This is a genomic window from Chitinophaga pollutisoli (assembly GCF_038396755.1).
GTDB classification, from domain to species: Bacteria; Bacteroidota; Bacteroidia; order Chitinophagales; family Chitinophagaceae; genus Chitinophaga; species Chitinophaga pollutisoli.
In genome coordinates, this window is record NZ_CP149822.1 from 5,519,663 (window position 1) to 5,542,925 (window position 23,263).

The window sequence follows — 23,263 nt, forward strand, 5'->3', positions numbered from 1 at the left end:
TTTAATATGGATTAGAAGGTTACGTTAACACCCGCGGTGAAAGTCTTCATCATCGGGTAAGTGTACAAATCGTTTCTGTTGACGAGCGACTCGGGATCCATGTCTTTGTACTTGCTGATGGTCAGCAGGTTTTCGGCATTGGCGTACACGGTGATCTTCGTCATTTTCAGTTTATCCATGAGCGATTTCGGTATGGAGTAGGCCAGTTGCAGATTTTTAAGACGCAGGTAGTTGCCGCTGCGGAGCCAGAAATCGTTCAGCTGGGTGAAGTTAGCCTGGTCGCCGATGGTCAGCAGGGGCAGGCGTGCGTTCGGGTTTTCGGGCGTCCAGGTGTCGCGGGTCCATTCCCAGGTGGCATTGGCGCCGTTGTTGAAGGGAACGGCCAGGTTGGCGCGCGGATATACTTTGATACCGGCTACGCCTTGCCAGGCGGAAGTCAGCGAGAAGCCTTTGTAGTCGAGATTCAGGCCGAATGCGAATGTATATTTGGGTACCATGCCGGAGGCGTTCACGACCACGCGGTCGTCGCCATTGATCACACCGTCGCCGTTTTGGTCCTTAAACCGGATGAAGCCGGGACGGGGATTGCCGGGTTGCGTGGCATGCTTGCTGATCTCTTCCTGGTTCTGGAAGAAGCCGTCTGACTCAAGCACGTAGAAGGAGTTCATCGCGTGCCCAGCCTTCACGATGGTGCTCCCGCTGATCCGGGATTCGCCGTTTACGCTTAATACTTCGTTTTTATTGTAGGACACGTTGCCCCAGATATTGTAATTCAGGTCACGCAAATTGTTGCGGTATTGCAGGGTCAGCTCGATGCCCCTGTTGTCTACCGTTGCAATGTTGCGGATCGGCCCGGCGAGGTTGCCTACCTGCGCAGGAAGATTGGTGCGGTACAGGATGTCGTTGGTACGACGGATGTATGCGTCCAGTGTGAGGCCAATGCGGTTGTTCCAGAAATTCACGTCCGCGCCGCCATTATAGGTATACGCCGTTTCCCAATGCATGTTCGGGTCTACAGCGCCGGTTACCGCTGCGCCGGGCACGCGCGTGCCGCCAAAGCTGTAGTCCTGTCCGAGCGCCACGGTCGGATAATTATTATAGAGATCTGCTGCCTGGTTGCCCAGGGCGCCAGCTGATACGCGGAGCTTAAGCTGGTTGATGAACCTGCTGTTGAAGAACGGTTCGCGGTCGATTCGCCAGCCTGCGGATGCGGAAGGGAAACGAGACCAGCGTTGTTGTTTGCTGAATCGGGAAGAACCATCCGCGCGCATGGTGAATTCGAACAGGTATTTCTCATCATATTCATATTCCGCACGGCCGAAATACGACATGATTACGTCGCGGGTGGTGTTGCCGCCGGTGGCTTGCCATACCAGGCCGCCGTCGAGTGCGGTGATGGTATTGTCGAGGTAGCCTGTCATGCCGGCGTTGAACTGGTCCTTGTCATAGTTGTCGTAGCTGGAACCGACCATCACTTTCACCATATGCTTGTTGAAGGTTTTACCCCAGTCGAGTGTATTGTAGAAGTGGATTGCCAGGTCGTTTTCGTCCGTTTTGGCGTTGCGGGGCGCCGTGGCTGGGGAGTTCCAGTTGGTGGCGGCGCCTGTCTTCGGGTTGAAGGTTTGCAGGCGGGGCGTGTTGGTGGTCAGCAGGCCGTCGTATTTATCCGCGCCGAACTTGATGGTGTATTTCACATCAAACGGCAGCTGGTATTCTGCGAATACGGTGGCCAGGAAGCGCTGTACCAGTTTGGTGGTGAGGGCGCCGTAGGCATGCAGGCGGGGATGTTCCCAGTTGTTGCGGCCTTCCGTTCTCAGCCAGGAGTTGCCATAGCGGCCATCGGCCAGCGTATCAGTGAGGATGGGCAGCGTGCGGCTCATGGCCTGCCAGAAAGTATTGTAGGTCGGCTGCGTGTAGTTGCGGTAATAGCCATCGAGCGTGATGCCCGCTTTCAGGCGTTTGGTTACGTTCATGGAGGCGTTCAGGCCGAGCGAATAGTTTTTGTTGTGGTTGGCGGGGCCGAACATGATACCGTCGCGGTCGAGGAAACCGAGAGAAAGGCGGTATTGGTATTGTTCGGTGCTTCCGGAGATGCTGAGGTCGTGTTTCTGGATGGAACCATTGTCTACAGCGATCTTGTACCAATCGTTGGCGGGGTAGGTGATGGGATCTTTCGCCATGTTTTCTTCATATTCCTTGATATTGGCGTCGGAATATTCCGCTGCTTTGCCAATGTTGAGGAGCGCCTGGTTTTTGGTGCGCATGTAAACGATCGGGTCGTTGATGGCGTCGGGGAGGAAGGTGGCTTTGTGGAAGCCGCGGTAGTAGCCGTAGTTCACTTTGGATTTACCTTTCCCTTTCTTGGTGGTCACCATGATCACGCCGTTGGCGCCGCGGGAACCGTAAATGGCGGCGGCCGCGTCTTTCAGTACGGAAACAGATTCGATATCGTTCGGGTTGAGCTCGTCCATAGAATATTCTATGCCGTCAACCAGTACCAGTGGATTGTTGTTATTGAGCGTGCCGATGCCTCGGATGCGGATGGTGGAGCGGTCGACGCCGGGCTGGGAGTTACCCAGGTTCACGAACAAGCCGGGAGTTCCGGAGAGGGCGTTGGATACGTTGGTTACGGGCCTGTTTTCGATCTGGGCCGCGTCGAGCATGGAAACGGCGCCGGTGAGGGTGGCTTTTTTCTTGGTGCCGTAACCTACCACCACGGTTTCATTAAGCTTCTGAACGTCTTCCTGCAGCTGCACGTTAATGGCGGCGGCTTTGGCGACTTTCATTTCGAAGGAAAGGTGGCCGATGAAGGAGAATTTGAGGGTAGCGCCGGTGGGGGCGGAGATTTTGAATTCGCCGTTGACATCGGTGGCGGTTCCTTTGGAAGTTCCCAGGATCTGGACGCTGACGCCCATGAGGGGAGTGCCGTCTGCGGCGGAGGTGACTTTCCCGGTAAGGGGCACGTCTTGCGCGGAAAGCGGCATCGACGCGGTGCAGAAGATCCCGAGGGCGGCAGTAAGGAGCCGGCGCATGAGGGATCGCTTGACAAGCTTCATTTGCATGAGTTTTAACGTGTTTGTTTAAGTGGTCTGCTTTGGCTGTTGATATACCGGTCCGGAATGGCTCCAGACCTGCAAACGTGGTACGTTCATTTTATTTGGATGATTGTATCAGTGTTTTGTTATATATCGATTTTGGCTTTTATGTTGTTTCGTTTCGCTTCAAAACTAATAAAAATAAAACAAAAGCAAACTAATTGAAACTAATTATTGGAATTTTATGAAGCCGGTGTACGGAAGCCCGGGCAGGAGCCGTTTAAAGATTTGCCGGTAAAAGTTGGGTGATGTAAGTGATTGATTTTGCTGGGTTAATAAAATATTAAGCTATCTTACGCGGCAGATCAACTGTGATGAATTCGGAAAAACTGCCGTATTTTAGGAGATCGCCAGGCGGCTATTGGAGGAGAAAAGACTGATTTTCAATTGAACGGCACCGTAAATTCTACGTTTAACCGAAATATAAATACCCAATGTCAATGATTAATATCGCGGAGCGGCACAAATTCATTTTGAGCAGATTGTATGAAAAAGGATACGTAAATGTAGTAGAGTTATGTAAAGAACTGGATGTTTCAGGTGTAACAATCCGAAAGGATTTGAAGCTACTGGAAGATAAATCATTGCTCTACCGTTCACACGGCGGCGCTACTATCCAGAATCCCTATACGAACGATAAGCCCGTCAACGAAAAAGAAAAAATCCAGCGCGAAGAGAAGCACAGCATCGGCAAACTGGCCGCCTCCCTCATCGTACCCGGCGATGCCATCATCATCGCTTCCGGCACTACCGTGCTGGCGTTGGCCAAACACATACAGCCCAGGGGGCCGCTCATGATCATCACCTCCGCCCTTAATGTAGCCCTCGAGCTCAACCGCTACCACGAAATCGAAGTCGTGCAACTCGGCGGCGTCATCCGCAATAACTCTTCTTCCGTAGCCGGCCCCTACGCCGAAAAGATCCTGGAGGACTTCTCCTGCTCCAAACTCTTCCTCGGTGTCGATGGCATCGACGTGGAATTCGGCCTCACCACCACCAGCATCGCCGAAGCCCATCTCAACCAGCAAATGATCCGCGCCGCACAGAAAACTATCGTGCTGGCGGATTCCTCCAAATTCGGCAAACGCGGCTTCGGGCGCATCTGCCGGCTCGAAGAAGTGGACCAGATCATCACCGACAAAGGCATCTCCGAGCACATGGTAAAGTTGCTCGAGGATATGGGAATTGAAGTGGTAATTGTGTAACTTCCGTTCCGCAACATCCCTTATACCGAACGAATGATCGATAAGCAACATCAGGAAGATCTGCTGTACGACGAAGATGTCAGCCACGTAGCTACCCGTGCTGAATTATTACCCACCTGGTTCAAGATCTGTCTTACCGTACTCATTTTCACGCACTTCAGGGAACTTTGGGGTATCGGGCGCGTATACCTGAATACGGATTTCATCGAAACCGAAAGTATGGGCAATGCCATCGTGAAGGTGGTGTTCGCCGCTTATTTTCTCATATCCGGCCTGACGATCGTCATTAGCCTGCTGTACCGCGTTCAATGGAAACACGCCGTGAGTTTGGGGATCCCCATATTCAGTACCTCCCTGCTGTTGAATGCTGTTTCACTGGTGGGTTATTTCATCGGTGATATGCAACGCCTGGTGAACGCCGGTACTTCGATCGTAAACGTGCTCGTGCTGACGGTCGTTATCGTGAATTCTTTCCGCATCCGCAAGCGGTGGGCGGAGGCGGTGGTCGTAAAATGAAATATTTAGCCACCTTCAAAAAATTCATTGCCCTATGCTGACATCGCAGGAACTTCAACAAGATTTATTGCCGGAATCGGATCATTTGATGTTGCCCAGGTCTGGCTTGCTTCCCGCATGGTTTCATGTTGTCATGAGTGTATTAATATTATTTCACTTATTGATGATTGGGGTAAGTATTCCCATGTTTAAAAATATGTTCATCGTCGGTAGCGAGGCCGGGTATGCGTTGGTTGTTACCGGCGTTGTGGCGTTTGTTCTTTTGTTTGGAGGAAACATCGTTGGAAGTATTCTGATGTGGACACGGTGGAAGTACGCATTGACTTTTACAATTATTCCGGCCGTTTTGCTTTCATTTTTATTGATCGCTGTGATTGCTACTTTTGTGATGAATAAAGAATCGAAGGATGAAATATTTTTCGCATTGCCTTATTTTCTATTGCAAATTGGATTTATGCTACGGATTTTCTGGATGGCGCGGGAATGGAAAAGCCGGTTCCGGGGATGATGTTTGTCTGTAGGTCTTATTTGACTTGTTCCGCCGCATTCCTTTAATACCCGTTCAAAATAAATTACATGCAAACATTCCAATCCGATACGGAAGATCCGCACATCCTGACCGAACAGGAATTTCCAGCATTGCCGCCGCGCCGTAAGCTGATTACCTGGTGGATGCATTTACTAATGGGCATCCTGCTGCTGGTTGTGTTGGCGGTTTTTGTGACTGCCGTATACATTACGATTCTGACCTGGACGGCGCAGGAACCGAAGGCGACCATCGATTTTGCGCCGGGTCACATCTTGTTGCTTATTTCAGGTGTATTGACGGCAAGTTTCCTGTTACTATGGGCCGGCTGGAAACATTCGATTACTTTTTCCTCATACCGGCTGTCATTATCGTTTTTCTATTATTTCTGATTATTTTGGGAACGGTCGGTTCCGGCATATGGAACGGGCTTTATTGCCTGCCGTATATTGCCGCGCATGGCGGTCTTGCCCTGAAACTGTATGCCATTCAGGACCAATGGCTTATCAGGCCGAAGAGCAGCTAGCAGGACCAGTACCCAATTGCCCTTAACCTTCCATCCCTTCACCCTATGACCAACACTATGCCTACAAACGACATGACGCGCCATTACCACGGCGCCCCCGATTCCCGCAATACCCTGCTGCCCGTCTGGGTCCGCGGTCTCGCCGCTATGATCTTCCTCTTTTCCCTGGTTTTCCTTTTCAGCCTGTACCATACCGTAACCGAATTGCAAAGGGGCATTCATACCTCCTACGATATTGTCATCATGCTATGCTCCGTGGTAGCGTTGTGCAGCGGAGCCGCCGCGGCAGGCCTGCTCATGGAATATGCCTGGGGACTGCCATACTCTTTGCTGACCGCCGCCATGACCTGCGCGGCATTTATCGCCTTCATGGGGTACGACCTGTTTTTTTACAAAACCATCGTCTGGAGGTTTGTTGGGATGGAAGTGTTCGTGCTGCTCGTTACCGCATGTTACATGCGCGCCCTCTGGAAAATAAAGGACCGTTGGAAAAGCGCGCGGCAAAGTCCTTCCTTCCGCAAATAATTTTATAAAGCAAACGGCGCATCTTCCGGAGGGGAGATGCGCCGTGGCGTATTCTGAAATATTTAATTTATTCTGTCGTCAATGGTTCCAGCCGCATCGTCACGTACCGGATGTTCTTACGGTCGGCGGTGTAAGTGATGTGGATGCGGCCGTCTTTTCCCTGGATCACCGCAGGATAGCTGTATTCACCTTTATCGCCGTTTTCAAGGATACCCACGTTTTTCCACTCCTGGCCGTCGCGGCTGATGGCGACATAAAGCTTCGCGCGCCCGTCTGACCATTTATCACCCCGCTGGGTGGGGTTGAAAACGATGAGCTTATACCCGTTGGCCAGCGTCAGCGCGTCAGTCCCCGAATTGGGATTGGGCAGGGAAGTGGCGGTTACCGGGCTCCAGGTTTTACCGTTGTCGGCTGACCAGGATTGCACTACGTGATTATTTTTGCTGCGGCAAAGCAGTTGGAGGCTGTCATGCCCATGCCGGAGGATGCTGGGCTGGATGGCCTGGAAAGTATCGTTGGGGATATCGATGTGCGTCCAGTTGCGGCCGTTTTTATCCGATTTTTCGAGATGGATTTTCCAGATGTTTTTATCTACGCTTTCGGTGCTGGTAGGGTAGAGGATATCGCCGTTTTCCAGCTGGAAGGGCTTGTTTTTGATGGGCCCCAGCATATTTCCGGGCAGGCGCTCGGGCTTGCTCCAGGATTTGCCGTTGTTATTGGAATGCATCATCATGCCCCACCATTCGCGCGGATTGGGCCCTACTTTGTAATACAGGAAAAGTTTTCCGGCTTTCGTTTTGAACAAAACGGGGTTCCAGCTGGGATAGCGGAGTTTTTCGTCTACCACGCCGTTAACGATCTCCACCGGCTGGCTCCAGGCGCCTTTTTGGTAGATGGAAGTCCAGATGCCGACGTCCTTTTTCCCTTCCTGTGTACCGCCGAACCAGGCGGCCATGAGCCTGTCCTGATCCAGTTCCACGATGGTGGAAGCATGGACTTCCGGGACATTCGGCGTTTCCATGACATAAATGCGGGTGTGCATCTGCGGAACCACTTCCTGGCCGAAGGCTGGAGCGCAGGCGATTAGGGACAAAGCCAACAGGGAACGAAGCATACTTTCAGTTTTTCTGGTACTAAGGGCCATGAAAGTAATTAATTCATCCCGAAAATGCCAACATCAACGGTCATTGTTTTGCAGGAGCGTTTCCACGGCGGCGGTGCGGTAATCGAAGAGCTGTGCGAGCTGCCGGCCGACAAAGATGTTGTTGGCCAGGTCGCCCAGCCAGCCGAGCGGGATGCGGTAGTGGACGATGTCGGTCATGAGGGTGCCATCGCCCCGGGGCTCGAAGTGGTGCTGGTGGTGCCAGAAGCTGTAGGGCCCGAATCGCTGCTCGTCAATGAACATCTTGCCGGGCTCTACCCGGGTGATTTCGGTCATCCAGTACAGGGGGATACCCAGCACGGGTTTGAGGCGGTATTCGATGATCTGCCCGGCATAAATCCGCCCCTGATGCGGCTCACTGACAACGGTGAAGCCCATCCGGGGCGGTGTGATGTGTTGCAGGTTGGAAGGATCGCTGAAAAATTCCCAGGCCCTGTCCAAACCCACGGGTAATTCCTGCGTTTTGCGGATGCGGTATGTGCGCGACATACCCTAAATCTAGCACAATAATGCCAGAACTGATTCGCCGGGGACCCAGGAAGTGGTAGCAGCATGCAGGCGGAAGGAGGCCATTTGCTGCCCTTTCGGCAACTCGGTGGCGGTATAGAAGAAGGAAACGTTCTGCTGGCGCAGCTGGAGCACCTCCTTCACCGGTATCGCCATGCCAGATTGCTTACCCTGCGCGTCGGCATATTTCCATTCGCGCAGCGTTTTCCCCGCTGCGTTTTTTGCGGCCAGCTTCCGGCCCGTGCCGATCCGGCCGCAATGGCTGTAATGGAAGGTCAGCCGGTCGTTGATATTGCTGTCGTCGAGCTGCAGCAGGTCAAGCGGTACTTTTTCTTCCACATACTGCTCGTGTATCAGCTTGTTGTTGAGGTATACCTTGAAGGAGTCGGTACCGCGGCCGGCTCCCAGGGAAACCACGGCGAACAGGCCCAGCAGGGCCATCAGTGCGCCGGAAAGGAATTTGTGTTGCATGGGTATTGTTTTAATGAGGAAATATCTTGCACAACCCAAAACACGCAAATCCCCCGCTGCCGGGCAAAAGCCTTTGATGTTCCGCCACCCGGGCTTGACGAACGGAAGGATTTCTCTTTTTTTATTTTGATAATCAAAATAGTCTAGCTATTTTGTAGACTACAAAAGCATACATCATGTCAAACAACTCCTTACGTTTCGAAACACTCCAGGTGCACGCAGGCTACCAGCCCGACCCCACCACGCACGCAGCGGCGGTCCCCATTTACCAGACGACTTCCTATACGTTCGATGATGCGGCCCACGCGGCGGACCTCTTCCAGCTGAAGCAATTCGGCAACATTTACACCCGTATCATGAACCCCACAACCGATGTGTTCGAGAAACGCATCGCAGCCCTGGAAGGCGGCGTAGGCGCGCTGGCAGTGGCTTCCGGACAGGCGGCACAGTTCATCGCCCTGCATAATATCCTCCTCCCGGGCGACAACTTCGTAACTTCTTCCTATCTCTACGGCGGCACTTATAACCAGTTTAAAGTGAGTTTCAAGCGGGTAGGGGTGGAAGCGCGCTTCGCGGACCTCGATAACCCCGCCAGCTTCGAAGCCCTCATCGACGATAAAACCAAAGCCATATATGTGGAAACGATCGGCAACCCTGGCTTCGCCATCCCCGATTTCGAAGCCATTAGCGCCATTGCCAAAAAACATGACCTTCCCCTCGTGGTCGACAATACCTTCGGCGCGGGCGGCTACCTGTTCCGCCCCCTGGAACACGGTGCCAACGTGGTAGTTGAAGCCGCCACCAAATGGATCGGCGGCCACGGCAACAGCATCGGCGGCGTGATTGTGGACGGCGGCAATTACAACTGGGGCAACGGCAAGTTCTCCCAGTTCAGCGAGCCCGACGAGGCTTATCACGGTATGAAATTCTGGGAAGTGTTCGGGGCCGGCAGTCCGTTCGGCAATATCGCCTACATCATCCGCGCCCGGGTGACCGGCCTTCGCAGCCTCGGGCCCTCGCTGTCGCCGCAGAACGCGTTCCTGTTCATCCAGGGGCTGGAGACCCTCAGCCTGCGGGTCGACCGGACCATCGAAAACACCCAGGCCCTGGCCGAGTGGCTGCAAAAGCAACCCCAGGTCGAATTCGTGAACTACCCTGGCCTCCCCGGCAACAAATACCACGAAGCCGCGAAAAAATACCTGAAAAAAGGCGCCGGTGGCGTGCTTTCCTTCAAGGTGAAAGGCGGTAAAGATGCGGCGGATACTGTTGTGCAGAGCCTCCAGCTCATTTACCACCTCGCCAACGTGGGCGATAGCAAAACGCTCATCATCCATCCCGCCACCACCACCCACCAGCAGCTCAGCGAAGAAGAGCAGCGCAAGGCGGGCGTGGAACCCGGATTGCTGCGCATCTCCCTCGGCATCGAACATATTGAGGATATCAAGGCAGATCTCGCGCAGGCTTTCGCCAAAATCTGAGTTTCCAGACATCACTTTGCCATACGCCGGCTTCCCAAATCGGGAGGCCGGTTTTTTTTGCCATTCATCCGGAATAAAATACAACGGTTGCGGCCACATATTATCTTGCCGGAAAGATGACTACGCTATGATAAGGCAAACCTCTTTCTGCTGCGCAATGTTATGCGCCGCACTGTCTGTCGGCGCGCAACAGCTCACGCCGGACAAAGTGCTCGTTTCCCCGGAAAACCGGCTTTCCGTAAAAGACAAGGATCTGCGCAACGCCGTCCGAGACTGGAGCAAAGCGCAGCTCGCCTCCACGGATTACGCAAAAATCTCCGCGCATCCTTCCGCGGCGGTATTCCCGGGCAGCGTCGGCGAAAGCGCCGTACGTGTAACCGAAACCGTTTCCATTTCCCATCGTCAGATCAGCGACGCGCTGGCGCCGGTGGTGGCTACGCTGCATTTTTCCCAACCCTGGCGCAATACCATGTACAGCACGGGTTTATATGCCGTGGCAGGGGAGTATATCGAGGTAACGGTGCCCGAATCGTTGCTGGATAAAAACGTCTGCATCCAGATCGGGGCGCATTCCGATAACCTTACGCGCTGGGTGGCTGGTGGCGAAGATTGGCGCCGCATGCCCGATATCGTGCGGATAGATACACTCCGCAAGAAAATCACCCGCATCACGTCGCCTTTCGGCGGATTGATCTACGTTACCGCCGGCCCTAAATCCGCATCCTGGACGGCCCCGGTAAAGATTTCCCGCGCGGTGAAAGCCCCGCTTTTCATCGCCGGTAAAACCACGGCGGAAGATTGGGCAAGGCAGCTGGCCGGAAGCAAAGCACCCTGGGGGAGCTGGCTACCGAAAAGGTCGTCATCACTATCCCCGATTCCGTCCTCCGGCAGGTGGGCGATCCGGATTATGTGCTCAAATTGTGGGACCTGATCGTGGGTGGTGAAATGGAACTGGCGCAGATTCCGCAGCCTTTTTACCGGCCGCAGCGCATGGTGATCGACGAGCACATCGGCGGAGGGTTCATGCATAGCGGGTATCCCATCATGATCCACCATTCGCCTTCGCGGAATATGCTGTCGGCCGATGTGATCGCCAATCCCGACAGGCTGATGCAGGGCAGCAAAGGCGGCGCCAACTGGGGTTTCTTCCACGAAATCGGTCATAACATGCAGAATAATGACTGGGTGTTCGGCGGTACCACCGAGGTGAGCTGCAACTTCTTTTCGCTGTACATGTTCGACCGCCTCTGCGGCGGCCGCGATAATGCGCATACCGGTATTTCCAACCAGGAAACGCAGAAAGCCATGATTCAGTATTTCGCGGCGGGGCCTGCTTATGCCAAATGGCAACAGAACCCTTTCCTCGGCCTTATCATGTTTCGCCAGCTGCAGGAAGCCTTTGGCTGGGAAACGTATAAAAAATTCTTCCGCGAATACCAGGCCATGGCCGTCGCCGATCCTACCGGGGCGTATGCACGGGGAGATCAGATGAAGCGCGACCTCTGGGCCAGCACTTTCTCCAAAGTAAGCGGCCGAAACATCGCGCCGTTCTTTGAAAAATGGGGGATTCCGATCAGCGACGACGTGGAGAAGGAACTGTCTGCCCTCCCGGGATGGATGCCCTTCAACTTCCCGCCGGAATGATATTTCTGTGGAAGATTTTGTATTTTGACGGGACTTCCACAAATATGAAAACATGAAAAAACTGCTATCCCTCCTTGCGTTCACGGCCTGTTGCCATTTTGCGCAGGCGCAATCCAAAGATGAGAAAGACGTGGCCGCGGCCGTTGCCAAACTCCGCACCGCCATGCTCGACGCTGATAAAACCGCACTTGAAGCGCTCACCGGCCCCGCGCTCACTTACGGCCATTCCAACGCCCGGCTCGAAAACAGGGCCGAATTCGTGGATTACCTGGTGAGCGGAAAAGGTGACTTCGTGACGATGGAGCTTTCCGACCAAACCATCGCGATAACCGGCAGCACAGCCATCGTGCGGCACACGCTGAAAGGCGATACCAACGACGGCGGCAAACCCGGGAAAGTGCATCTCCACGTGATGACGGTTTGGGTAAAATCGGGGAAAGACTGGAAACTGATCGGCCGGCAGGCGGTAAAAGTACCGCCCGCATCCTGACAAACTGAAATACTACAGGCAAATGCCCGCTTCACACGAGGCGGGCTTTTTTATGCCCGCGAACGACGCCAGGAAATCCATGTATGGCGCCACGCTGCTTTCGATCCTGGCTTCGGAGGCATTCAGCTCGATGCCGTAGAAAGCATGAAAGCCCCGGTAATCGGCCCGGATGTATTCGAACGTGAGCTCGAAGGGCCGGGTCAGTTCCTGCAAGGTGTACTTGTATCTCGCGCCGGGGAGGTATTCTTCTTCGTCGATGCCCGCGGTGATGGCCAGCGCGATCTTCTTGCCGCCGGCTTTGTAACCGCTTTTGCTGCCATACGCCCAGCCATAGGCCAGCACTTCGTCCAGCCATTGTTTGAGCAGGGGCGGACTGCTGAACCAGTACAGTGGGAACTGGAAGATGATCCGGTCGTGGGCTTCTATGAGAGCCTGCTCGCGGGGGACGTCGATCTTGCCGCTGGGATATGATTTGTAAAGTTCATGGATTTGATACTGCTCCGGGTGTTTTTGCATTTCAGCGATCCATCTTTTGTTGATGACGGAAGCTTCCATGTTCGGGTGGGTTACGATGACCAGTGTTTTCATGCGCCTGTCGTTTTGATTTGAACGGTACAAAGTTACGCAGGTCACCATCATTCCGTATATTGCCAGCTAATTGTATGGTACTATAAAAAAGGTAAGTAATGGCTAGGATAAAGGAAACATCTACCAACTACGCCAACCGGAAATTGATGTCGGCAGACTGTTTTGAGGTGTATGCGGCCGGGATCATCGGGAATCAATGGTCGCTGGCAATTTGTTGTTACCTGGTGAAGGGGAAGCTGCGGTTCGGGGAGCTGCGGAAATGCATGCCGGCAATCACGGAGCGGATGCTGACGTTACAGCTACGAAGGCTGGAGGAAAACGGGATTGTCAAGCGCACTGTTTTCGCGGAGATCCCGCCGCGGGTGGAATATGAGCTTACGCCTATTGGCATGCAGCTGAAACCCGTGATCAAAGCGCTGGACGCTTGGGGGAAGGCGCATCAGTCTGAATCAAAAAAGTAATTTCGTCAGTATAAGAAAAGACCGGCATCCGCGGGGAGCCGGTCTTTTTTTATGTTTTGATGTGACAGAAAGGCTTAATAGCCGGGGTTCTGCAGCATCTCCCTGTTTTTCATGACTTCGGTCATGGGCAGGGGAAAGAAGTAGTGGTGTGGCTGGAACACCCGGATCGGGTTTTTATCCACCGGCAATTCCGCGTAAGTGAACTGGTTGTCGGCTACCTTGGTGATCATGAGGCGCATGATTGTCGTGTTCAGCTCCACAGGCGCGGTTTTCCAGCGGCGGACGTCCCAGAAGCGGGAATCTTCCAGGCAAAGCTCCACGGCGCGTTCATTGCGGATGATTTCTCTCCAGTATTCAACGGTGTTGTCATCTTTCAACCCATAACGGTTGTCGGCCCCCGGTTGGATGCCCGCGCGTTTTCGGATGCGGATGATATCTTCTGCCGCGGCCGCGTAATCGGGTGTGGGCTTCTCAATCGCGGCTTCAGCGTGCATGAGCAGGATATCGGCGAAGCGGATAATGGGCATCACACGGTCGGTGTTGGTGCCGGCGTTTGCGGTGGATGATTCATTACAGAACTTCCGGAAGAACATGCCGGTATACACAAGGCTCGCGTCCACGCCGTCTGTTCCTGCGCCAATATGCGTCCATATAGGAGTTGCGGTGCCACTGGCGTTGGTGCGCCATTTGTCGCCGTTATTCAGGATCGTATAATTGAAACGGGGATCGCGGTTTTTAAACGGATCGGCCGCGTTAAATCCTGATGCCGGATCGGTGATGGGCAGGCCTTTATTGGTGCCGAAGCGCTTCGCCGCGTTCAGGCTGGGGCAACCGTTCACGTTGCCGTTTCGGGAGCGGGGGAGGAAGTTGGCTTCCATCGTGCGGTTGGAGCCGGCCATGGCAGGGAAAATAAATTCATTGTTTTTCCGGGTGATGAAAAGTTCGTAGAACCCTCTGCCCGGCGTGGCATTGTTTTCCACCAGCGTGTACCAATTGGTATCCATCAGATCTTTGGCAGCTTCGAAGGCCCTGTCCCAACGTTTATTGTCATAAGGTGCGTCATACCCGATCAGGGGTTTTTGATCTATATTGGCGATGCTTTCCTGTCCGCCGTTATACAGCGGGCTGGCGGCGAACATCAGGATGCGTGCCTTCAATCCCATGCAGAACCCTTTATTGGCGCGGCCGTAATCTTCGCCACCCTGGTCACCGGGCGCTTGCAGCAGTTCGCGCGCCTCATCCAGCTCGCTTACCAGGTATTCGATGCAATCTTCGTAAGAGGCGCGTGGCTCCAGGATCGTGTCGTCCAGCGTATACAGTTTGTCGCCGATGATGGGCAGGCCGCCGAAGTGTTGCACCATCGACCAGAAGTACCATGCCCTCAGGAATTTCACCTCGCCCAGCAACTGGTTTTTGGTTTCTTCCGCCAGCGGCAGCTTATTGTAATTCTTCAAAAAGGTGTTCACCCGGCGGATGTTGTTCCAGCCGTTATTATACACTTTTTCGTATGGCGTGGTACGGGTGGAGTTGAGCGTCCCGATCATCAGGGGCACCCAGGGCTGGGTGGCGCCGAACAGGCGGGAAACCGACTCGTCTGACCCCTCCGCCAAACTTCCCCCGTTGCCATACCGGCTGGTGAAAGAATTGGCGCCGAGCTCACTGTAGATCGCGGTTACAAAGGCCACGGTCCGTACGCTATCGCTGAACGTCAGCTCCTCGTTCAATGTCCGCACAACCGTCGGGTCCAGCAGGTCTTTCTTCGCGCAGGAGGTAAAAACACCCGCACTTGCCATCGCGGCGAAACAGATTTTATAGATGCTTTTCATGTTTGTCCGGTTTTAAAAGTTAACGTTCAGGCCTACGTTGTAAACGCGCTGCGTGGGATACACTCCGCCTTCCGTTCTCGACGAAACTTCAGGATCCAGGTCGTACAGGTTCGGGCCGAGCATCCAGGTGATGAGGTTGGAGCCATTGGCGTAAATCCTCACCTGCTGCAGGCGCAGCGAGTTGGTGATGCGGCGGGGAACGGTATAACCGACCTCTGCATTGCGCAGCTTGATGTAATCACCTTTCACGGTCCAGAAATCGGAGGGATTGCTGAGAGCGTTGCTGATGTTGTCCATCGTGGAAATCCGCGGGAATTTCGCGTTATCGCGGTTTGCCGGTGTCCAGGCATCGAGGTGCACCTGGCGAAGGTTGCCGAAGAATGGTGTCACCGCTTCGGCGAACTGGCTCAGCACGAAATTGGTCGCCGATTGGAACGTTACGGAAAAGCTCAGGCCTTTCCAGTCGCCGCCCAGCGTCATCGCATATTGTGTGGTGGGCGTGTTGGAATACCGGTTGTAAGCCATATCGTAAGGGTCGATCTTCCCGTCGTTGTTCAGGTCTTTGTACTTCAGGTCGCCTGGCAGCGGCTTGGGCCCCACGGGAAGCGGGCTTCTGTCCACATCCGCCTGGTCATAATAAAAACCTTCCGTCACGTAACCCAGCTCGCGATTGGTTTGCCCGCCCGTCTGGCGCAGCCAGGGGTAAGGGGGAACGCCTTCATCCATGAAATCAATCCGGTTTTTGGCGACGGATGTATTTGCATTGATCCGATAGCTGAACTGGCCGATCTTGTTGTTGTAATTCAGGTTCAGCTCAAAGCCACGGTTGGAAACCTGCGCCAGGTTAGACGGCGGCAGGCCGATACCGATGATGGAACTGAGGCTCTGGCGGGGCAGGAGGATGTCCGTTCTTTTTCTTTTGAATACTTCCGCCGTGAACGACAACTTATTTTTGAAGAAGTTCATGTCCGTTCCCACGTTCCATTGCAGTTCTTTTTCCCAGCTCACGTTCTCGTTACCCAGCACGCCTTCGTAAATTCCGGCGAATGAACGCGGGCTTTCACCGAAGTTGTAGCCCAGTCCGTTGTTATATACGTGCTCGTAGAGGTATTGATAAGTGTTGTTGATATCGTCGGTACCCGTCATCCCGATGGAGCCCCTGATCTTCAGCAGGTCCATGAAATTAACGTTGTTCTTGAAAAACGGCTCCTCCGCGATGTTCCAGCCGCCGGAAACCGCCGGGAAGAATCCGTAGCGGTTGCTGGACTTGAATCGGTCGGTGCCGTTGTATGCGCCGTTGAACTCGATGAGGTATTTTTTCCGGAAATCATATCCCAGGCGGAACGTATACCCCCGGAAATTCTCCGGCAACGCGGCCCCTTCCGTTTCAGAGAACTGGTTCAGGAGCACGAGCGCGTACACGTGGTGGTTTTTGCCGAAAGTGGTGTCGTAGTTGAGGGAAAGCTGCGTGTTAAGGCGCTTCTCCACGGTGGTGGCGGTGCTGCCGAGCGAGTACTTCTCGTCTCTGTAGGTATTGGGTAGCAGCGGGGTATAGGTCTCGGTTTTGCTGTTGTAGATGAACGACAGGAAGTTGGTCCGGCCGAGGTCGCGGCTGAAGCCTTGGTTGCTGGAATAGCTCACGAGCGCGGAAAGTTTCAAGCCGGGAGCGATGAAGTTCAGTTTCTGGGAGGCGCGGATGTTCACTTGCATATCATTTTCGAAATCTCTCCTGTAACCGCCTTTCATCAGCCTGCCTACGATGTTGTTGCCCGCACCGTTCCCCGTTACCACCGTTTCAGGCGCGGCGCCGAAGCTGCCGTCGGGGTTGTAGATGGGATAGGCCATGGGCGGCAGTGCCTTATAATCGTACAGCTCAAACCAGATCTTGTTCCTGTTGGCGCGGCCACGGGTATTCGGCTCATTTTCTTCCCCGAAATAGCCCGATACATCGAGCCCCAGGTCCAGCGTGGGTGTTACCTGGAAGTCGAGGTTGCTGCGGTAATTGTAGCGTTTCAGGTAGTAGTTGGGGTTGACGGAAGATCCCGGCTCCCGGAAATCTTTCAGGATACCGTTCTGGAACAGGTGACCTACCGAAATGAAGTAACGCATCTTGTCTGAACCGCCGGTAATGCTGAGGTTGTTTTTCGTCTGGGTAGTGGATTTGCGGATAAGCTCGTCCCACCAGTCGATGTCCGGATGGCCGTAGGGATCGGTGCCGTTTTTCCAGTGATTCAGGTCTTCTTCGGTATATTCTTTCGGCAAGCCGTCGCTCTCCAGCGCGTCGTTGCGCAGGCGCGCATGGTCGTAGGCACTGAGGAAACGCGGCCGGATGCTGTTGCCCTGGCGGCCGTAGTTGCTTGTCAGCCGGATCTGCGCTTTCCCGCTCTGGCCGCGGATAGTCGTTACCACGATTACGCCGTTGGCGCCCTTGATCCCGTAAACGGCGGCGGATGCCGCGTCTTTGAGGATGGTGACGCTGGCTACCTGCTCAGGGTCGATGTCGGAGAAGTTACCGGTGAATTCCACGTCGTCCACGATGATCAGCGGCGTCAGGTTCCTGTTGCCGGAGAAAGTGGACGCGCCGCGGATCAGGAACTCCGCGCCGTCGCGGCCGGGCTGGCCCGAACGCTGCATAGCGAGGAAGCCGGGCAGTTTGCCCACCAGTGCATTCTGTAAACTGGCGGTAGGCACGCGTCGGATCTCGTCGCCGGTCACGGAGCTGGTGGCTACGGTGTTGCTGAGCTTGGTGGTGCGGCCGTAACCTACGACCATCACTTCTTCCAATCCCTTCACATCCTGCTGCAGCGTAACGTTGATCTCGCTTTTGCCGGCTATGTTGACTTCCTGCTGGAGATAGCCCACGAATTTAAATACGAGAATGTTGCTTTTCCCGCGGACAGACAGGTTAAATGTGCCCGTTTCTGTAGTGGTGGTGCCGTTGCTGGGCACGTCTTTCTCAAAAATAGTCACCCCCGGAATCGCTCCGTTGGCGTCCCTGACGGTGCCCCTCACGTTTCTGCGCGCGTCCTGGGCCATGGCCTGGACGAACAGGCAGATCAGTATAAGGGAAGAAAATATCTTTTTCATAACGGAAGCTTTATCGGATTACCAAAGGGGATTTTGTTTCAGGTTGCGGTTTCTGTACATCTCGCCTTGCGGGATGGCGTAGAGGTGCATGCGGTCCGAGAAGTTCACCTGACCTACCGAAATGCGGGTGTAGGTGAAAGTGCCGTCGTCGTTACGGATGATGCGCTGGCCGTGCAGCTCACCGCTGAGTACCTGTTTGGCGATCATCCAGCGGCGGATATCCCAGTAACGGTGCTCCTCAAAGCAAAGCTCCACGCGGCGCTCATCGCGGATCAGCTGCCGCAGGTCGTCGCGGGATACCGAGTTGGGAACGGGGTTGGCGAACCCGCCCCTGTTGCGAATCCTGTTCAATGCCGTTACAGCGGCAGACTGGGTGGTTTCATGCGCTTCCGTCAGCGCTTCTGCGTAGTTGAGGAAAATTTCCGGGTAACGGAAAAGCGGGAAGTTATGCGGCTGCGTTCCCAGCGAAGTGGCGTTGTTGGCGTCGTACATGAATTTGCGGAGGTAATAGCCCGTCTGCGTCTGTGTGCGGTTGCCGCCGGGGCGGTCGAGCCCGCCTTCAAACGTTTCCACTGGCCTTCTCATCCAACGCACGCCGTTGTAGAAAAACACGCTCTGGAAACGGTTGTCGCGGCCCACGTTCGGTGTGTTCGGATCGTAACCGGATGTGGGATCGGTGATGGACTTGCCGTTTTTCATGAGGAAAACTTCAGCCAGTTCTTCGGTGGGGCTGGTATATCCTCTGTGGCTGAATTGCGTATAGCCCACGGGCCCGTTGTTCTGCTCCACGTCGCTGGTATTGGCGCGGAGGTAGGAGAGAATGATCTCCTTGCTGTTACGGGTGATGAAAACGCCCGTGTAGTTGGATTCGATGGTATGCACATTCAGGTCGATCAGCTCTTTGGCGACAGCGGCGGCTTTTTCCCACCGGGCTTTCACGGCGCCGGCGGAAACGTCGGTATAACCGGTCAGTTCACGGTCGGCGATTGCGAGGTTGCCGGCATTGAAAAGCGGGCTGGCGGCATAGAGGTGCAGCCTGGATTGAAGCGCCAGTATGGCGGTATTCGTGATACGGCCGTAATCGCCGCCGGAGTTGGTGTACGTGCGCACCAGGGGCTTGATGGCATCCAGCTCGGCGGAAATATAATTCACGCAGGCTTCAAACGAGCTGCGGGGAAGCTGGAGGTCTTCGGCAAGCGTGCCGATCCTGTCGCCCATGAGCGGAACGCCGCCATAGCGTTTCAGCAGTTCAAAGTAGGAATAGGCGCGCAGGAAGCGGGCTTCAGCTTTCCAGAAGTCTTTCGTTTCGTCGATGATCGGCACTTTGCCGATGTTGGCGAGGAAAACATTCACTTTGCGGATGCTCGTGTAGCGTGCCGTCCATACGTCGTCCGGATTGCCGAAGGCGTCGAACCGCCCGAAACGGAGATCTTCGATCGAACTGCCGCGCTGCGAAGGCACGGCGTCGTCGGTAGCAGCGTCGAGCATGGAGTTGCCGATACGGTTCCAGCCGTTGGGCATGTTTCCGTAGATATCATTGAGGAACTGCTCGGCATAAGAACCGTTCTTGTCTACCGGATCGAAAATGAAGGACGAGTCGAGGTTTTCCAGCGGCCCTTCCTCCAGGTTTTTATTGCACCCCACCGTGGCGAACAGTGCGAATGCGGGTATGATGTAGATGAGTTTTTTCATGTTGATGCGCATTAGAGTTTGATGGTAAGACCGGCGTACATCACACGGGTGGCCGGGTAATTGCCAAGCAGGTTTTCCGGATCTGTATCCTTGAACTTCGACCAGGTCAGCAAGTTGGTGCCGTTTAGGAAGAAGCGGGCGGATGCGAGGCGGAACCTGCGTGCGAAGGTCTCCGGCAGGTTATACCCCAGTTCGGCGTTGCGCAGCCGCAAAAACGATGTGTTGCGGATCCAGTAGCTGGAAGCCCGGGAATTATTGAAATTGGTGCCAACCGTCAGGCGGGGATAGGTGGCGGATGCGGCCGTCTCGGGTGTCCATCGGTCGAGATGGTGCTCCCAGGCGTTGCCTAACCCGTTGTTGTCGAACTCAGCCATCCGAACGGTGGAGTAGCGGTTCCCCACGCCCTGGATCAGCACGGCCAGGTCGAAGCCTTTCCAGCCCAGGCCGAGGTTCAGGCCATAGTTAATGTTCGGTTTGCCGGGCGTGATCATCGTCTGGTCGAAGGCGTTGATCCGGTTGTCGCCGTTCAGGTCTTTGTATTTGATGTCGCCGGGCTTGGGGCGGTACCCGTCGATCCAGGCGCTCCGGTCGATCTCGGCTTCGTTCTGGAAAAGCCCTTCCGCGATGTAACCATAGCTCTGGCCGGTGTAATTGCCCGTACGGTACAGCCAGGGGTACGGACGGTATGTTTCGTCAAAGAATTCATCCACGCCATGGTATACGGCCAGGTTGCCGGATGCGTAATAGCTCAGCTTGCCGGCTGTTCCGCGATAGGTAGCGGAAAACTCCATCCCCTTGCGGCGTTGCTTGCCGATGTTTTCTTCGGGGTAACCGATGCCGAGGAGTGAGGTATTGGTGCCGCGCAATTGGAGCAGGTCGAAATAGAGATCGTTGTAATATTCAGCGGTAAAGGCAAGCTTGCTGTCTAGCAGTTCCACATCCACACCCACGTTGAATTTGCGGGCTTTTTCCCAGGATACGTATGGATTGTTGAGGGTGCCTTCGCGCACGCCGGTTACCGCGGAATGCGAATTTCCGAAGCTGTAACCGGTGCCGTTCACGTAGTACTGGTTATACACGAAATACGATTCGCCCGAACCGGATGTGCGGGTGGCGTTGAAGGCATTGCCGGTGAGGCCGTAGGTGGCGCGCAGCTTCAGCATGTTGAGCCAGTCCTTGTTCAGGAAGTCTTCTTTGGCGATGTTCCAGCCGATGCCAAACGCGGGGAACGCGCCATAGCGGCGGTCGGGATGGTAGCGGTTGGTGCCGTTGTAACCGATAGCGGCTTCGAAGAGGTACTTCTCAGCGTAATCGTACTGCAGGCGGGCGTTGGTGCCGAGGAAGAACTGCGGCAGCTGGGATCCGAGGATGCGGTTATCGTAATTGGCGCCGATCATGGCGTTGAAGTGGTGGTTGCCGGATCCGCGGGTCCAGCCCAGTTGCGCGTCAGTATAGAAGAAGCGCTCGGTAGTGCTGGCGTCGCGCACGTTCACCATATCGGTATCCTCGCCGGTTTTGAGATAGCTGGTATCGCCGGTGGCGGGGTCTACGTACAACTGGTACACGGCGTTTTGCTTGGTACGCACGATGTATTCGGTGAAGTTGGTGTAAAAGGAACCGCCCACCCGGAACCAGAGGCCCTGGGTGATGTCGCTGAGATCCGCGCGGATGTTCAGTTCCGCGTTGATATCGCGGCCATAGAGGTTGGCGTAGCCGCTTTGCACGGTGGCGCCGTACAGGTTCGTGTCGTACGAGCTGTTGCCGCCGAGAGATCCGTCGGGGTTCTTCACCGGCGCGGCGTTGCGCGGGGTGTTGTGAATACCCTGCATGATGGAAGGGCCGAATCCGCCGGGCTCGTTGTTATTCTGGATGCGGCCGGCCAGGTTGAGGCTGGCGGAAATGCTGCGGTTGATCTGCACGTCTACGTTGGAGCGGATCAGGTAGCGCTGCATGTCGGCGTTGGTGTTGTATTTGTTGAAGCCTTCGGTTTTGAAGGGGCCTGCCTGGTTGGTGTAGTTGAGGTCCACGAAGTAGCGCGCATTGCCGCGGGAGCCGGAAATATTCAGGTCGTACCGCTGCATGAGGGCGTTCTTGTTGAGGACTTCCTTGCGCCAGTCCACATCCGGGTGGCCGTAGGGATCGGTACCGTTACGGTAGTGGTCGAGGTCTTGCTGGGAGTAGATGGCGGGTTGGCCGTCGTTGGCGAGGGCTTCGTTGTAGAGCCTGGCGTAATCGTAGGAACTGAGGGGTTTGTATTCCTTCAGCATCTGCGAGGTGCCCACGCCCGCCGTGAAGGAAATGCGCTGACCGCTGGCTTTATCGCCTTTGCGGGTGGTGATGAGCAACACGCCGTTGGAAGCGCGCATGCCGTACATGGCGGTGGCCAATGCATCTTTTAGCAGCGTCACCGATTCGATCTGCTCGGGGTTGATGTTGGTCATGTTGCGCGCGGGGGCGCCATCGATCATGATCATGGGCGACTGGCCGCGGAGGTTGGGGGAGAAGGACTCGTCGCCTGGTATGCCCGGGGTATAGCTGACGTTGTAACCGGCCAGCCTTCCCGACATCATGCCATGCAGGCTGGTGGAGAAGGTGCGGTTAAGCTCACGGGAGCCGAGCTGGGCAATGGATTGCACCGTGGTGGCTTTGCGTTGCTGGCCGTAGAGTATGTTGTACACGGAGTCGCTATCCTGCAGGGAGGGCAGCATTTGCACTTTCATCTCTTTACCGGCAGAAGCGGTGGCCTCGGTGATGCGAAAACCCGGGTGCGAAAATACGAGCGTTTCTCCGGGGGCTGCGGTGAGGGAGAAGTTTCCGTCTGCATCTGTTACGGCGGTGCCGGCGCCGGATTTACGGCGGATGGTAACGCCGGCGATGGGCTTGCCGAAATCGTCGGTAACGGCGCCGTTGACGGTTGCCCGCCGGGTGCTGGCGCCTGCGGGGGTATCCGGACTGTAATGGACCGCCTGGGCGGGAATAGCCCAGAGGCCTGCTGCCAGGAAGCCTGCGCCGGGTAGCAGCAGCAGCTTTCTAACGTGAAATTTTCTCATCAAAAATCAGTTTTGACTGGTGATTGTGATTGGCATTATTATAACGTGTGGACCGGAAACGTGTAACCGGCGCTTCTTTCATAGATTGATGGCCAACTTCATTCCTGTAAAGACGTAACAGATCTGACCGATGTGAGATGTTGCCGGTGGAAAGGGATGTTACCGGCACTTTTTCATAACGTTCGTCCAAAGATCTTCATGCAATGGTATGGAATTCAGCTGTCCTGATACTATTTTCTCATTTCTTGATACGTGTAATTTTGGTTGCGTCCATTTTGGTGCAATCGTTTGCACGAAAGAAGTGCAATCGTTTGCATTTTAAGCCAAATAATAAAATTATTCCCGCATGTCCAAATTTATTTTGCAGAAAATTGCGGGTATGGGATTGTGTTGTAATGACAATAAGTCCTGCAA

The 23,263-nt window shown here is 54.8% G+C and carries 19 protein-coding genes; 10 read left to right on the forward strand and 9 right to left on the reverse strand.

All coding sequences use genetic code 11. The features are described 5' to 3' along the window. Positions 1-11: 11 nt before the first annotated feature. Positions 12-3,056, reverse strand: a complete 3,045-nt coding sequence (locus WJU16_RS23545; protein ID WP_341835806.1) for a TonB-dependent receptor — start codon at positions 3,054-3,056, stop codon at positions 12-14. A 479-nt stretch (positions 3,057-3,535) separates the two neighbouring features. Between WJU16_RS23545 and WJU16_RS23550 the strand changes: the two genes are divergently transcribed. The 5 genes from WJU16_RS23550 to WJU16_RS23570 all read left to right on the forward strand — a co-directional run bounded on the left by WJU16_RS23550 (position 3,536) and on the right by WJU16_RS23570 (position 6,393). Continuing rightward, positions 3,536-4,300: a DeoR/GlpR family DNA-binding transcription regulator gene (locus WJU16_RS23550; RefSeq protein ID WP_341838688.1), complete on the forward strand. Its 765-nt coding sequence runs from the start codon at positions 3,536-3,538 to the stop codon at positions 4,298-4,300. Positions 4,301-4,333: 33 nt separating this feature from the next. Next, the gene (locus WJU16_RS23555; RefSeq protein WP_341835807.1) at positions 4,334-4,816 is read left to right on the forward strand and encodes a hypothetical protein; all 483 of its coding nucleotides are present in this window, start codon (positions 4,334-4,336) and stop codon (positions 4,814-4,816) included. A gap of 34 nt (positions 4,817-4,850) precedes the next feature. Further along, entirely contained in the window at positions 4,851-5,324 is a 474-nt protein-coding gene (locus WJU16_RS23560) for a hypothetical protein (RefSeq protein ID WP_341835808.1), read from the forward strand. A 68-nt stretch (positions 5,325-5,392) separates the two neighbouring features. Then, positions 5,393-5,734 (forward strand): hypothetical protein, encoded by a 342-nt coding sequence (locus tag WJU16_RS23565; protein WP_341835809.1) that lies wholly within the window; start codon positions 5,393-5,395, stop codon positions 5,732-5,734. Between the two features lie 179 nt (positions 5,735-5,913). After that, positions 5,914-6,393, forward strand: a complete 480-nt coding sequence (locus tag WJU16_RS23570) for a hypothetical protein (protein WP_341835810.1) — start codon at positions 5,914-5,916, stop codon at positions 6,391-6,393. Positions 6,394-6,460: 67 nt separating this feature from the next. Here the strand turns inward: WJU16_RS23570 and WJU16_RS23575 are convergent, their stop codons facing one another. From WJU16_RS23575 to WJU16_RS23585, 3 genes are all read right to left on the reverse strand, one after another. Next, positions 6,461-7,507: a sialidase family protein gene (locus tag WJU16_RS23575; RefSeq protein ID WP_341835811.1), complete on the reverse strand. Its 1,047-nt coding sequence runs from the start codon at positions 7,505-7,507 to the stop codon at positions 6,461-6,463. A gap of 63 nt (positions 7,508-7,570) precedes the next feature. Continuing rightward, a complete protein-coding gene (locus WJU16_RS23580) occupies positions 7,571-8,044 on the reverse strand; it encodes an SRPBCC family protein (RefSeq protein WP_341835812.1) in 474 nt (157 codons plus the stop codon). 9 nt (positions 8,045-8,053) lie between these two features. Continuing rightward, positions 8,054-8,533 (reverse strand): hypothetical protein, encoded by a 480-nt coding sequence (locus WJU16_RS23585; protein WP_341835813.1) that lies wholly within the window; start codon positions 8,531-8,533, stop codon positions 8,054-8,056. A gap of 176 nt (positions 8,534-8,709) precedes the next feature. On the opposite strand from WJU16_RS23585, the gene WJU16_RS23590 reads away from it, so the two are divergent. The 4 genes from WJU16_RS23590 (at position 8,710) to WJU16_RS23605 (ending at position 12,145) form a co-directional block, all read left to right on the forward strand. Further along, a complete protein-coding gene (locus WJU16_RS23590) occupies positions 8,710-10,011 on the forward strand; it encodes an O-acetylhomoserine aminocarboxypropyltransferase/cysteine synthase (protein ID WP_341835814.1) in 1,302 nt (433 codons plus the stop codon). Positions 10,012-10,138: 127 nt separating this feature from the next. After that, positions 10,139-10,942 (forward strand): M60 family peptidase N-terminal accessory domain-containing protein, encoded by an 804-nt coding sequence (locus WJU16_RS23595; RefSeq protein WP_341835815.1) that lies wholly within the window; start codon positions 10,139-10,141, stop codon positions 10,940-10,942. Further along, positions 10,879-11,655: a M60 family metallopeptidase gene (locus tag WJU16_RS23600; RefSeq protein WP_341838689.1), complete on the forward strand. Its 777-nt coding sequence runs from the start codon at positions 10,879-10,881 to the stop codon at positions 11,653-11,655. The genes WJU16_RS23595 and WJU16_RS23600 overlap by 64 nt, the downstream gene beginning before the upstream one ends. A 52-nt stretch (positions 11,656-11,707) precedes the next feature. Then, entirely contained in the window at positions 11,708-12,145 is a 438-nt protein-coding gene (locus tag WJU16_RS23605) for a nuclear transport factor 2 family protein (RefSeq protein WP_341835816.1), read from the forward strand. A gap of 12 nt (positions 12,146-12,157) precedes the next feature. Here WJU16_RS23605 and WJU16_RS23610 read toward each other — a convergent pair whose 3' ends face one another. Then, positions 12,158-12,733: an NAD(P)H-dependent oxidoreductase gene (locus tag WJU16_RS23610; protein ID WP_341835817.1), complete on the reverse strand. Its 576-nt coding sequence runs from the start codon at positions 12,731-12,733 to the stop codon at positions 12,158-12,160. A 98-nt stretch (positions 12,734-12,831) separates the two neighbouring features. On the opposite strand from WJU16_RS23610, the gene WJU16_RS23615 reads away from it, so the two are divergent. After that, positions 12,832-13,194, forward strand: coding sequence for a helix-turn-helix domain-containing protein (locus WJU16_RS23615; protein WP_341835818.1), 363 nt, complete (start codon positions 12,832-12,834; stop codon positions 13,192-13,194). 74 nt (positions 13,195-13,268) lie between these two features. On the opposite strand, the gene WJU16_RS23620 is transcribed toward WJU16_RS23615, so the two are convergent. From WJU16_RS23620 to WJU16_RS23635, 4 genes are read right to left on the reverse strand one after another with little or no spacing between them, the layout of a single operon-like run. Next, positions 13,269-15,020, reverse strand: a complete 1,752-nt coding sequence (locus WJU16_RS23620) for a RagB/SusD family nutrient uptake outer membrane protein (RefSeq protein WP_341835819.1) — start codon at positions 15,018-15,020, stop codon at positions 13,269-13,271. Between the two features lie 12 nt (positions 15,021-15,032). Beyond that, positions 15,033-18,107, reverse strand: a complete 3,075-nt coding sequence (locus tag WJU16_RS23625) for a TonB-dependent receptor (RefSeq protein WP_341835820.1) — start codon at positions 18,105-18,107, stop codon at positions 15,033-15,035. An 18-nt stretch (positions 18,108-18,125) separates the two neighbouring features. After that, positions 18,126-19,799, reverse strand: a complete 1,674-nt coding sequence (locus WJU16_RS23630; RefSeq protein WP_341835821.1) for a RagB/SusD family nutrient uptake outer membrane protein — start codon at positions 19,797-19,799, stop codon at positions 18,126-18,128. Positions 19,800-19,810: 11 nt separating this feature from the next. Then, on the reverse strand, positions 19,811-22,849 hold the full coding sequence (locus WJU16_RS23635) for a TonB-dependent receptor (protein ID WP_341835822.1): 3,039 nt from the start codon (positions 22,847-22,849) through the stop codon (positions 19,811-19,813). Between the last annotated feature and the right edge of the window lie 414 nt (positions 22,850-23,263).

Excerpts from the sequence above, each read along its gene's own strand:
- WJU16_RS23555 (WP_341835807.1), top strand. The coding sequence starts at position 4,334 with ATGATCGATAAGCAACATCAGGAAGATCTGCTGTACGACGAAGATGTC.
- WJU16_RS23550 (WP_341838688.1), top strand. The coding sequence starts at position 3,536 with ATGATTAATATCGCGGAGCGGCACAAATTCATTTTGAGCAGATTGTAT.
- WJU16_RS23590 (WP_341835814.1), top strand. The coding sequence starts at position 8,710 with ATGTCAAACAACTCCTTACGTTTCGAAACACTCCAGGTGCACGCAGGC.
- WJU16_RS23545 (WP_341835806.1), bottom strand. The coding sequence starts at position 3,056 with ATGAAGCTTGTCAAGCGATCCCTCATGCGCCGGCTCCTTACTGCCGCC.
- WJU16_RS23605 (WP_341835816.1), top strand. The coding sequence starts at position 11,708 with ATGAAAAAACTGCTATCCCTCCTTGCGTTCACGGCCTGTTGCCATTTT.
- WJU16_RS23570 (WP_341835810.1), top strand. The coding sequence starts at position 5,914 with ATGACCAACACTATGCCTACAAACGACATGACGCGCCATTACCACGGC.
- WJU16_RS23575 (WP_341835811.1), bottom strand. The coding sequence starts at position 7,507 with ATGCTTCGTTCCCTGTTGGCTTTGTCCCTAATCGCCTGCGCTCCAGCC.
- WJU16_RS23625 (WP_341835820.1), bottom strand. The coding sequence starts at position 18,107 with ATGAAAAAGATATTTTCTTCCCTTATACTGATCTGCCTGTTCGTCCAG.
- WJU16_RS23610 (WP_341835817.1), bottom strand. The coding sequence starts at position 12,733 with ATGAAAACACTGGTCATCGTAACCCACCCGAACATGGAAGCTTCCGTC.
- WJU16_RS23585 (WP_341835813.1), bottom strand. The coding sequence starts at position 8,533 with ATGCAACACAAATTCCTTTCCGGCGCACTGATGGCCCTGCTGGGCCTG.
- WJU16_RS23560 (WP_341835808.1), top strand. The coding sequence starts at position 4,851 with ATGCTGACATCGCAGGAACTTCAACAAGATTTATTGCCGGAATCGGAT.
- WJU16_RS23620 (WP_341835819.1), bottom strand. The coding sequence starts at position 15,020 with ATGAAAAGCATCTATAAAATCTGTTTCGCCGCGATGGCAAGTGCGGGT.
- WJU16_RS23565 (WP_341835809.1), top strand. The coding sequence starts at position 5,393 with ATGCAAACATTCCAATCCGATACGGAAGATCCGCACATCCTGACCGAA.
- WJU16_RS23595 (WP_341835815.1), top strand. The coding sequence starts at position 10,139 with ATGATAAGGCAAACCTCTTTCTGCTGCGCAATGTTATGCGCCGCACTG.
- WJU16_RS23580 (WP_341835812.1), bottom strand. The coding sequence starts at position 8,044 with ATGTCGCGCACATACCGCATCCGCAAAACGCAGGAATTACCCGTGGGT.
- WJU16_RS23630 (WP_341835821.1), bottom strand. The coding sequence starts at position 19,799 with ATGAAAAAACTCATCTACATCATACCCGCATTCGCACTGTTCGCCACG.
- WJU16_RS23615 (WP_341835818.1), top strand. The coding sequence starts at position 12,832 with ATGGCTAGGATAAAGGAAACATCTACCAACTACGCCAACCGGAAATTG.
- WJU16_RS23635 (WP_341835822.1), bottom strand. The coding sequence starts at position 22,849 with ATGAGAAAATTTCACGTTAGAAAGCTGCTGCTGCTACCCGGCGCAGGC.